This is a genomic window from uncultured Veillonella sp. (assembly GCF_934190855.1).
In the GTDB taxonomy this organism is placed as follows: Bacteria; Bacillota; Negativicutes; order Veillonellales; family Veillonellaceae; genus Veillonella.
On sequence record NZ_CAKPTN010000058.1, the window covers coordinates 1 to 10,035 of the forward strand.

Annotated in this window: 11 protein-coding genes and 2 riboswitches; of the genes, 8 read left to right on the forward strand and 3 right to left on the reverse strand. The window is 39.5% G+C overall.

Going from position 1 to position 10,035, the window contains the following annotated elements; genetic code table 11:
- Nucleotides 1–147: 147 nt before the first annotated feature.
- The 3 genes from modA to Q0F90_RS04815 all read left to right on the forward strand — a co-directional run bounded on the left by modA (nt 148) and on the right by Q0F90_RS04815 (nt 2,369).
- On the forward strand, nt 148–936 hold the full coding sequence (gene modA / locus Q0F90_RS04805) for a molybdate ABC transporter substrate-binding protein (protein ID WP_296003851.1): 789 nt from the start codon (nt 148–150) through the stop codon (nt 934–936).
- Between the two features lie 126 nt (nt 937–1,062).
- Nucleotides 1,063–1,731 carry a molybdate ABC transporter permease subunit gene (gene modB, locus Q0F90_RS04810; protein WP_129823922.1) on the forward strand — a complete coding sequence of 223 codons (669 nt, stop codon included), beginning with the start codon at nt 1,063–1,065 and terminating at the stop codon, nt 1,729–1,731.
- 8 nt (nt 1,732–1,739) lie between these two features.
- Entirely contained in the window at nt 1,740–2,369 is a 630-nt protein-coding gene (locus Q0F90_RS04815) for an ATP-binding cassette domain-containing protein (RefSeq protein WP_296003854.1), read from the forward strand.
- 258 nt (nt 2,370–2,627) lie between these two features.
- On the opposite strand, the gene cytX is transcribed toward Q0F90_RS04815, so the two are convergent.
- Both cytX and Q0F90_RS04825 read right to left on the reverse strand, forming a co-directional pair.
- Nucleotides 2,628–3,824, reverse strand: coding sequence for a putative hydroxymethylpyrimidine transporter CytX (cytX, locus tag Q0F90_RS04820; RefSeq protein ID WP_296003856.1), 1,197 nt, complete (start codon nt 3,822–3,824; stop codon nt 2,628–2,630).
- Between the two features lie 51 nt (nt 3,825–3,875).
- Nucleotides 3,876–3,981, reverse strand: a riboswitch (TPP riboswitch).
- 105 nt (nt 3,982–4,086) lie between these two features.
- On the reverse strand, nt 4,087–4,539 hold the full coding sequence (locus Q0F90_RS04825) for a hypothetical protein (protein ID WP_296003858.1): 453 nt from the start codon (nt 4,537–4,539) through the stop codon (nt 4,087–4,089).
- 179 nt (nt 4,540–4,718) lie between these two features.
- Nucleotides 4,719–4,813, forward strand: a riboswitch (TPP riboswitch).
- A gap of 63 nt (nt 4,814–4,876) precedes the next feature.
- On the opposite strand from Q0F90_RS04825, the gene thiW reads away from it, so the two are divergent.
- The 3 genes from thiW to thiM are packed head-to-tail and all read left to right on the forward strand — an operon-like array spanning nt 4,877 to nt 7,720.
- A complete protein-coding gene (thiW, locus tag Q0F90_RS04830; RefSeq protein WP_296003860.1) occupies nt 4,877–5,356 on the forward strand; it encodes an energy coupling factor transporter S component ThiW in 480 nt (159 codons plus the stop codon).
- A complete protein-coding gene (gene thiD / locus Q0F90_RS04835) occupies nt 5,356–6,189 on the forward strand; it encodes a bifunctional hydroxymethylpyrimidine kinase/phosphomethylpyrimidine kinase (RefSeq protein WP_296003862.1) in 834 nt (277 codons plus the stop codon). The genes thiW and thiD overlap by 1 nt, the downstream gene beginning before the upstream one ends.
- Before the next feature lie 13 nt (nt 6,190–6,202).
- Nucleotides 6,203–7,720, forward strand: a complete 1,518-nt coding sequence (thiM, locus tag Q0F90_RS04840; RefSeq protein ID WP_296003864.1) for a hydroxyethylthiazole kinase — start codon at nt 6,203–6,205, stop codon at nt 7,718–7,720.
- 254 nt (nt 7,721–7,974) lie between these two features.
- On the opposite strand, the gene rbr is transcribed toward thiM, so the two are convergent.
- Entirely contained in the window at nt 7,975–8,520 is a 546-nt protein-coding gene (gene rbr / locus Q0F90_RS04845; RefSeq protein ID WP_296003867.1) for a rubrerythrin, read from the reverse strand.
- Nucleotides 8,521–9,376: 856 nt separating this feature from the next.
- Here rbr and Q0F90_RS04850 point away from each other — a divergent pair.
- Together Q0F90_RS04850 and selD are read left to right on the forward strand one after the other, a co-directional pair.
- On the forward strand, nt 9,377–9,580 hold the full coding sequence (locus tag Q0F90_RS04850; protein ID WP_004693828.1) for a DUF951 domain-containing protein: 204 nt from the start codon (nt 9,377–9,379) through the stop codon (nt 9,578–9,580).
- Nucleotides 9,581–9,589: 9 nt separating this feature from the next.
- Nucleotides 9,590–10,035: selenide, water dikinase SelD (gene selD, locus Q0F90_RS04855; protein WP_296003869.1), on the forward strand; the 446-nt coding region annotated here is incomplete at its 3' end.

The following is a 10,035-nucleotide window of genomic DNA, read 5'->3' on the forward strand; positions in this document are numbered from 1 at the left end:
GCATACGACTTAGTATATCTGTTTATAGTATAATGTGAATATATTGTATATTTCTCGTATAGTATTAGACTCGGTTATTTTACGTATCTCCTATCTAACTGCGTAGAGCTTTCACAATTAGCTTTTAAGAGATACACAGGAGGAATTATGAAACGAATTTTATTAGTATTAATGAGCGTTTTCATGCTAGCCTTTTTAGTGGGCTGTGGTAACGATGCAAGCAAATCGGCAGAAACTGGTAAACCAAGTACATCTGAAAAGATTACTGTACAAGCTGCGGCAAGTCTCAAAGGGGCTCTTACAGAACTCGCTGATGCTTACAAAAAAAGTCATAACTTAGCAGATGATCAAATCGCCATTAACTTTGCTGGTTCTGGTACATTGCGACAACAAATCGAACAAGGTGCACCAGCTAGCTTATTCATCTCTGCTGACGAAAAGAATATGAAAATGTTACAAGAGAAAGACCTTGTAAGTGATGTAAAACCATTTGTTACGAATGAGCTCGTTCTCGTAGTTCCAAAAGGTCAACCTAAAGTTGAGTTAGATCAAATCGCTACTGTAAAACGCATTGTATTAGGTAACCCTGAAACAGTACCAGCAGGTAACTATGGTAAACAAGTATTAACAAAATTAGGCGTTTGGGAACAAGTAGAGCCTAATGTAGTATACGCAAAAGACGTAAAAGCTGTAACGGCTTCCATTAGCCAAGGTGCTGGTGATGCAGGCTTCATCTACAAAACGGATGCTATTGCTGCAGGCGATGCAGTTCAAATCTCCGCAGTAACTCCTGCAGATTCTCATGATCCCGTTATCTATCCAATCGGCATCATTAAAAAATACGACAACGCATTGGCAAAAGACTTCTACCAATACGTAATGAGCCCTGAGGGCCAAAAAGTATTAGAGAAATACGGTTTCTCCACTTCTAAATAAGGGTAAAACGCTAGCTCTCATGGCTAGCGTTTTCTTATGGTACAATATAGATATTGTTACTAATATTATTAATAGGATTAATACTGCATAAAGTTTACTTTGTTATATATAGAAAGGGGGAGTGGCATGAGTCCGTTCTGGCTATCGCTATGGGTAGCGAGCATTGCTCTCGTTATTGTAATCTTAAGCGGCTTAGCCGTTTGCTACTGGATGAATCGCTGTAAATGGGGCGGTATCGCTATTCTTGATGCCCTTATTACATTGCCTTTAGTACTACCTCCTGTAGTTGTTGGTTTTGCACTACTTATGGTATTTACACCGGGCTATGCCTTTGGGGCTTGGCTTGAAGCTCATGGAATGAGCGTTGTCTTTGCCGCTTCCGGTGCCGTTATAGCATCTTCTGTTATTGCATTTCCATTATTTTATCAAACGGTTCGTTCTGCGTTGCAGTCCGTAGATCATAATATGGAGGACGTAGCGCGTACATTAGGTGCTTCTGAGTTACGTATTTTCTTCACTATATCTGTACCGCTCGCATGGAAAGGTATTTTAACAGGCAGTATCTTGGCGTTCTGCCGCGCTATGGGCGAATTTGGTGCTACCATCTTGATTGCTGGTAATATTCCAAAGGTAACCCGCACTATGCCATTAGCTATCTACTCCTATGTAGAGGCTGGGCAGTACATGGATGCCTTTGAGCTTGTTATATATATTTGTGTTCTTACACTAGCGTTATTGAGCGGGATTCACCTCATTACAAAAGGTTCCCTATTCCGCCATACAGATAATAATTAGGAGGTTCTATGATTACATTTTTCTTTACCGTAGATAGACCTTCTGTGACTGTGAAAGCTGATGGTTCACTGCCGTCTGGCATTACCGTGTTGACTGGCCAGTCAGGTAGTGGTAAAAGCACCTTCATCAAATGTATTGCAGGTCTCGTAAAACCTAGTACTGGCAGTATTCAATGTGATGAAACGACGTGGGTAGATCGAGATAAAAAGATATGGGTGCCCGCACAACAGCGCCAAGTAGGCTATATGCCTCAAGGCAATATTGTATTTCCCCATTTATCCGTTGAAAGCAATATTACCTATAGCAAACGTGGCACACCTGACATGTGTAATACGTTGTTACAACGGTTAGGCTTAGAAAAATATCGCAAAACCAAGGCGGGTAGCTTATCTGGTGGTGAGCAACAACGGGTTGCACTAGGACGTGCACTCTACTCAAAACCGACTATTTTGCTCCTCGATGAGCCTTTATCTGCACTCGATTGGAATTTACGAAAACAAGTACGAGAGGACCTCGTATCGATCATCCGCGAATGGGATGTACCTTGCGTATGGGTGACTCATGATGAAAGCGAAGCAGAAAGCGTAGGAGATAGACACTGGACCTGTGAAAATGGGCTTATCACGATTCCTGAATAATGGTAAATTTTTAGACATTATAACTTTGTCATAATGGTAAAATACTTCGAACATTAAATACATAGGTACATAAAAACACCTTCATAACTGTCAAATTATATGATATACATCTTATTTAATAGACCTCATATCATATTGACTGTTTTGAAGGTGTTTTCTTTTTAGATAATAGATTCTAATACTAGTAGTATATTTACTAGTATTTTGATTATTAATTTAGCGATTTACATTAGATATATACAATAATATTAGCACGTATTATTGCTTAATTTCAGCAGATGAATGTGCTGTTTTACTTATAAATCCAACGATAGCTGTAACGACAAATGCCATTGTAAAGGCTGGCAATGTAGCACCTATTGTGCTTTCACTATGTAACATATAGTGGTATAAACCAACGGATATAGCCCAAATGAGACCGCGTACGAGATAAGCTGAAAGCGTTTGTACTTGTTGGCGATTGATAAAGTAGTCCGCCAATAAGATAGCGATCATCGGCGCAAATACAGAACCAATGAGGTATAGGAAGTCTGTAATATCATCCATTGGATATAGAATAGCTGCAATGGTGCCGACAATAGTCACGATAACGGCTACCCCTTTACTGGAGGCACCGTTATAGATAGTTGTACTAGATACGCCAGCAGAGTAAGCGTCCATAAAGGTCGTAGTTACGGTGGAGAAGATAATAACGATAAGTCCTGCAAGACCGAGGCCCGCGTTCATCATAATGGTAATGATGGAGTCGCCACCACCAAAGATAGCAGCGCTGAGGCCTAAGGTGTACATAACAATACTTGTTATAGTGTAGACTGTGGCACTTGTCAGTGATGCGGAGAAAGGATGTTTGCTTTCACGAGTATAATCACTAATGAGCGGAAGCCAAGAGAGTGGCATAGCTATAGATAGTTCTAGAGCTGCCATAAAACTCATGTTTCCACTAGTAATAAGGCTGCTCTCACTAGGCCACTGAACTATCATGTGAGCGCCCATGTAGATGGTGAGACCTAGCAACAGAATAGATACGATGGCTTGAATATAGCCCGTATTGTGGAGGCCGATGAAAAGCCACAAAATGACAAGGGCCCCGATAGCTGTGGTCCAAATCATAGGGGATAGGGGAGCTAGCTCTTGTAACGCAAGCATAGCGTCGTAAATCATGATACTCGTCCAGCCGATGAGCTGAAGCATATTTAAAAAGGCGAAGCCTTTAGCCCCTAGAGGGCCAAAACTGAAGGCGGTAGTATTCATACTGCCTTGCCGCAAGCGACTACCGATGAGGCCGGCTCCAAAGAGCAATATACCGCCGATGATATGCCCTAGTATGATGGCATATAGACCTTGGGTGAGCCCTAAGGGGGCCAGATAGATTCCTGTCATAATCTCCGCTATAGATAGAGCGGCACCAAACCATATCATGGCGAACTGTGGTTGTGTAATGTATGTGTCTTTCATACGTCCTCCTTGCCAGGAAGTCATAGAAAAAGCCGAGTTCATAGGAACTCGGCTATAATCCTCTATGTTCCCTACGTTGGCATTATCCAAATCAGGTTATGGGTTAAAGCGATAGCTTACTCTCAGCCCACTCTTGTGAGCACCCCGTTATGGCTTCATTATAGGCGGTTAATAGGGAACCGTCAATTCTTAAGTTGAAAAACTCTTATATGGCTATATAGTTTTATAATTTATTATTTAGGTTGTTATTTATATATGTACTTTAAAATAAAATTTTATATAATATTCCTACTACAATTAGTATACCTAGACAACCAAAACATCCTGAACTTTGTTGTTCATGTTTTTTGCTTTGGGCTTCCTTTTCGCACTCTTGATAATATGATAGTTCAAATTCGTCAACTTCATCTGCATACTTTTTATAAATCCAAGATAAATGAAAATATATAGCTTCTATTTTTTCCCAGTCATTAGACCTTTTTAGTTCTTCGGCTAAGCGCTCTCCAGAATGCATATAGACATAAAGAGTGTGTTCATCAATTTCATCTTGTGCGTTAATCCAATTACCGAGATCATAATGTATATTACACATTTTTGAGATAAAGGCTTTCCACTTTGGATCATCTCTAGTATCATATTTATCATAATCTATAGAAATCATAATAAAATCTTCACATAATTCTAATAATTTTTCATTAGTCCACTGTTCACTCATAATACACCTCCTAGTTAAGATTAGTATAATATGAAAAATTAAAATAATTAAATTTGATGATGAAGATTAGATTAAATTAGAATAAATAAAATTGGAAAGGGAGAATATTCTTCTTTTATAAGTGTTACATTTTTGTTGCATAGATTGTATATTGATGTTATAACTAAAGTATAAAAATATATTGCCACTAGGGGTGCTTTTGCTGAGATTGACCATTCAAAACCCTAGACCTGATCCTGATAATACTGGCGTAGGGAAGTGGAGTGAAACATAATACTAAACTATTACGAGGCCATTCCATTTGGAGTGGTCTTGTTTTTATATGTTTGGAGGTATTATGAAAAAACTTATTATTGCAAGTATATGTGTGGCCTTAGGCGTAGTGTTATCCACTACATCAATTCCCGTTGGGCCAGCTCGTATTTTTCCGTTTCAACATATGATTAATGTAATCTTAGCCGTTGTAGTTGGGGCGAGATTTTCTGTAGGTGCAGCCTTTAGTACATCTTGTTTACGCAATGTATTGGCACTAGGATCTCCATTGGCCTTTCCCGGTAGCATGATTGGCGCCTGGCTATCTGCGTATTTATATAAAAAATACAATGCCATCTGGGCGGCGGCTTTAGGTGAAATCATCGGTACTGGTCTTATAGGTGCTATTGTTAGTTATCCCATTGCTCATTTCCTATTAGGGAAACCGCTAGCCTTGTTGACTTTAATTACATCCTTCTCTATGAGCTCTGTTGCAGGTGCTTGCATCGGTTTCGTAGTATTACAAATTTTATCTCGTCGTCATCTATTACATAAGGAGGCATAATGAAACTACATACTGCATTGACAATTGCTGGTACTGACCCAAGTGGTGGCGCTGGCATTATGGCCGATTTAAAATCTTTCCAAAGCCGAAATGTATACGGTATGGCTGTAGTTACGTCCGTGGTGGCTCAAAACACAACGGGTGTGCACCACGTTGAACATCTATCCTTAGAAAGCATAGAGAAACAATTACACGACGTGTATTCAGATATTAAGCCTCAAGCTGTTAAGACGGGCATGATTGCTTTACCTGAAATGATGGACCTTATCTATCCTTATGTGAGCAAGGATATTCCATATGTAATGGATCCTGTTATGATTGCTACCAGCGGTGACCGACTCGTATCAGATGAGGCGGTGAATTTCTTAAAATCTAAACTCATTCCTACCGCGACAGTTATCACCCCTAATCGCAGTGAGGCTGAGGTCTTAGCTGATATGTCTATCGATTGTGAAAGCGACATAACAACAGCGGCTCATCGTATCTTACAGGACTTAGGCCCTAAAGTGGTAATCATTAAAGGTGGCCATATCGGTACAGATGCAACGGACTATGCTTTCACTAAAGATGGTAGCGTACGCACCTGGACGAGCCCTAAATACGATACGGTGCACACACATGGCACGGGCTGTACCTTCTCCGCAGTTATTACGGCGGAGCTCGCCAAAGGCCGTGACGTAATGGATGCCATTGGTATTGCTAAGGACTATATCGCTCTCGCTATTAAGCACAATCCGGCGCTAGGACATGGCTGTGGACCTGTTAATCATATGGCTTATGGACTGTTATCTAATGGTCCTGAAACGATGGATGAGCTCTTGAAAGATAACTAGAGGAGATACTTGTATGACCTATGAAAACCCTTATATGAAAGGCCAGATTTGGCCTGAACTAAATATATTAAAAACCTTGCGTCACCGAAATCCTCTCGTGATTTGTATTACCAATGATGTGGTGCGGACCTTTACGGCCAATGGTTTACTAGCTATTGGGGCCTCTCCTGTGATGAGTGAGTGTAGTGAAGATTTGAAAGACCTCATCGTTCATGCATCGGCGCTACTCATCAATATTGGAACTCTTACACCAGATAAGGTTAATTACTACAACGACGCCATAGCACTGGCAAAGAAATATGAGGTTCCTATCGTATTAGATCCAGTGGGCTGTCATGCTGGGGCTTACCGATTGTCTGTGGTCTTAGATTTAATTAAGACTGGTGCTATCTCATTATTGAGGGGGAATCAAAGTGAAATTAAAGCTATCTACGATGCTTTAAGTCCTGATGATCAGGCGGATACTTCCACTACAGGTAAAGGTGTAGATAGCGGACAAGTCGAGGACAGTGCTGTTATCGCATATCGTCTAGCACGCCTTATTAACTGCCCGGTAATAGCAACGGGAGAAGAGGATTATGTTTCCGATGGAACTCGGGTATTTGTCGTGCCACACGGTCATCCTATTATGACAGCCGTAACAGGGACGGGCTGTCTATTAGGCGCTGTGCTAGCAGCCTTCTTTAGTGCCTATTATCCATGTAAAGATAGATTGTCTATTGGTGAGTTTCTCGCCTATGCATTGGCTTACTATGGTCTAGCCGGTGAAAGTGCGGTACAGGTGAGCGGTGTAAAACCTGGTAGCTTTAGTGTAGCCTTTATGGATGCCTTATATACACTAGATGATGCGGTGCTTATGACTGAAAATCGTATACGCCCTGTAGTTGTGCCAGATCAATTAGAAGTATATTTCATCGGTGGTACGCAAGATGTGGAATTGAATGAAAGTCGCTTGCTAAGTGTCGTAGAAGAGGCTTGTCGAGGTGGTGTGACTTGCTTCCAATTTAGAGAAAAGGGCGTAGGTACTTTAGTTGGAAAACAGAAACTAGAGTTAGCCCTACAATTAAAACAAATCTGTGCTAAGTACAATGTACTTTATATCATCAATGATGATGTAGACTTAGCCATTGCTGTTAATGCTGATGGTGTACATGTAGGTCAAGAAGATATGCGTCTAGAAGAGGTACGTAATTTTGTAGGCCATAAGGTCGTTGGCATCTCCATTCACTCCGTAGCGGAACTACATAATACCGACATAGTCTATGCAGATTGTGTAGGTGTAGGGCCTATGTATGCTACAAGTAGTAAACCTGATGCACAAGAACCGTGCGGACCAAATCGAATTACTGAACTACAAGCAGAAGGCTTAACATTGCCATGTGTAGGAATAGGTGGCATCAGTTTGGACAACGCGGAAGCTGTACTACAAGCAGGTGCTTGTGGTGTAGCTATAATATCTGCTATTGCCCATGCAGAAAACCCTTATGAAGCAGCACAAGCGTTTAAAAAATTAGCTGATAGAACTCAGTAGATGCTATTATTATGTAATAAGTTACGATGTATTACACTTTATTACATTCTATTAGCAATAAGCGTACTAAATATTATTAAACAAAACACAACCATACCAATAAATAGAACACAAAAAAGACGATGACCTAAGTCATCGTCTTTTTATTTAGGAAGTTGTCAGTACTTACTATAAGTTTAAATTGTACTTACAAGTATGTTTAATATAAATCTGTACTTACAGGTTGTTAGTTTAGTTAGTGTGGTACTTACAGATTAGATGGATTCAACGAAACGGTGGAAGAAAGCTTGTGGGTGAGCACATACTGGGCAAACTTTTGGAGCTTCTTCACCAACGTGTACGTAACCACAGTTAGCACAGATCCAAGCAACTGGTTCGTCGTTGTGGAATACTTTGTTACCAGATACTTGAGCTGCTAATGCAAGGTAACGAGCTTCATGACGAGCTTCGATTTTACCAACTTCGCGCATTTGGAAAGCGATTTTAGCAAAGCCTTCTTTTTCAGCTTCGTCAGCGAAATCTTTGTACATTGTAGTGTGTTCGTAGTTTTCACCAGCTGCTGCATCGCGAAGGTTAGCTTCGATATCGGAAGATACATCGCCACCATGAAGAGCTTTGAACCACAATTTAGCATGTGCAGATTCGTTGTGAGCTGTTTCTTCGAAATAATCAGCGATTTCGTTCATGCCAGCTTTACGAGCTGCTGCTGCGTAGAAAGTATATTTTTGGAATGCTTGGGATTCGCCAGCAAATGCTGCTTGAAGATTTTTTTCAGTGTTAGAACCTTTTAATTCTGCCATTTTAATACTCCTTTGTACTTACGATAATTTTTCAAAATTGTTACTTAACTTATATATTCATAACCACTTGGTTGTGAATTCAAATAATAGAATACTTATTCTACAATTTCGTGGGCGACTTCGCCTTGGTAAGAAAACTTATTCTTAGATCAAATAGACACTTGTCTAACTCTTAAAATAGTACTTACTTGTTTGTGTTTTTCGGCACTTGCCGTCTTAACAGTTTTATATACAATGTGCTATCCGTATACTTAACGAATAATCATTGTTGACTATATTGTAACATACTAAATGAGAAATGCAAGTGTTTTTGTAAAATTTATTTCGAAAATTTTCTAAATGATAAATATTATCAATGCAGTAAAGATGCGGTTTTTTAAAGAATTGATAGTATGGGATTTATAAAAAACTGCCATTTTGATATTGAGAATGATAACTAAATGAAAAATCATTATTGATTAGTTATTGATATTATTTTCTTAAGATGTACTAATAATTCCTCATAATACAGCGCTTTTTAGACAAAATAATTTTGGGTTTATAACCATAAAGTTTTAAATTTAATTATTGATCTACAGGTAAGCGTCATGTAAATCAAAGTTAGAATTTCTAAAACCGAATACACTAAATAAGAAAGGTAGATAGAATAAACAGTATAAATAGGATAAATAGTTTGAATAGGATGAACAGTAGAAACAGTAGAAACAGTAGAAACAGTAGAAATAGGATAAATAGTATAAATAGTATAAATAGTATACAGTTGATGGTTGAACTATAGAATTAAAATATATTTATAGAACCAACTGATTTATGTATAATAAGTATATAAATACTGACTGACGTAAAAGGAGGCGCTATGGCATTTGTTAGATATTATGTAGGCGATGTGGTGAAGATGAAAAAATCACATCCTTGCGGTAGTGACGAGTGGGAAGTAAAACGTATTGGTACGGACTTTCTCATCGTATGTAACGGCTGTGGACATCAACTGCTGATGCCGCGCCCTAAATTTGAAAAGGCTGTTAAGAAAATCGTTTCTCGATTGCCAGAGAATGAGTAAGGAGGTCCTATGGTACGACTTACCGACTATGTGACAAATGGGGGCTGTGCGTGTAAGATTGGTCCTCATATATTAAATCGTGTTTTGAAAGCAGTGACGCCTGTTACGAACGATCATGTATTGGCGGATATGACCGGTTCTGATGATGCGGGTGTATATAAAATTTCTGATACATTGGCATTGGTTCAAACCTTAGACTTCTTTACACCTATGGTTAATGATCCTGTTTTATTCGGTAAGATTGCAGGTGCCAATGCATTAAGCGATGTGTATGCTATGGGCGGGACTCCATTGACTGCCATGAACATTGTAGGCTTCCCAGTGCCTCTTGTTGAGCAAGGAATTTTAACAGACGTGTTAAACGGAGCGGGCTCTATAGTAGCCGAATCTGGTGCGGCTATCGTAGGTGGCCATAGCATAGAAAATAAAGAACCTATCTTTGGTATGTCTGTGAC

Bases quoted from the DNA above. Each gene is read 5' to 3' on its own strand.
- thiW (WP_296003860.1), top strand. From the start codon at position 4,877: ATGAAAAAACTTATTATTGCAAGTATATGTGTGGCCTTAGGCGTAGTG.
- cytX (WP_296003856.1), bottom strand. From the start codon at position 3,824: ATGAAAGACACATACATTACACAACCACAGTTCGCCATGATATGGTTT.
- thiM (WP_296003864.1), top strand. From the start codon at position 6,203: ATGACCTATGAAAACCCTTATATGAAAGGCCAGATTTGGCCTGAACTA.
- modB (WP_129823922.1), top strand. From the start codon at position 1,063: ATGAGTCCGTTCTGGCTATCGCTATGGGTAGCGAGCATTGCTCTCGTT.
- modA (WP_296003851.1), top strand. From the start codon at position 148: ATGAAACGAATTTTATTAGTATTAATGAGCGTTTTCATGCTAGCCTTT.
- rbr (WP_296003867.1), bottom strand. From the start codon at position 8,520: ATGGCAGAATTAAAAGGTTCTAACACTGAAAAAAATCTTCAAGCAGCA.
- thiD (WP_296003862.1), top strand. From the start codon at position 5,356: ATGAAACTACATACTGCATTGACAATTGCTGGTACTGACCCAAGTGGT.
- Q0F90_RS04850 (WP_004693828.1), top strand. From the start codon at position 9,377: ATGGCATTTGTTAGATATTATGTAGGCGATGTGGTGAAGATGAAAAAA.
- Q0F90_RS04825 (WP_296003858.1), bottom strand. From the start codon at position 4,539: ATGAGTGAACAGTGGACTAATGAAAAATTATTAGAATTATGTGAAGAT.
- Q0F90_RS04815 (WP_296003854.1), top strand. From the start codon at position 1,740: ATGATTACATTTTTCTTTACCGTAGATAGACCTTCTGTGACTGTGAAA.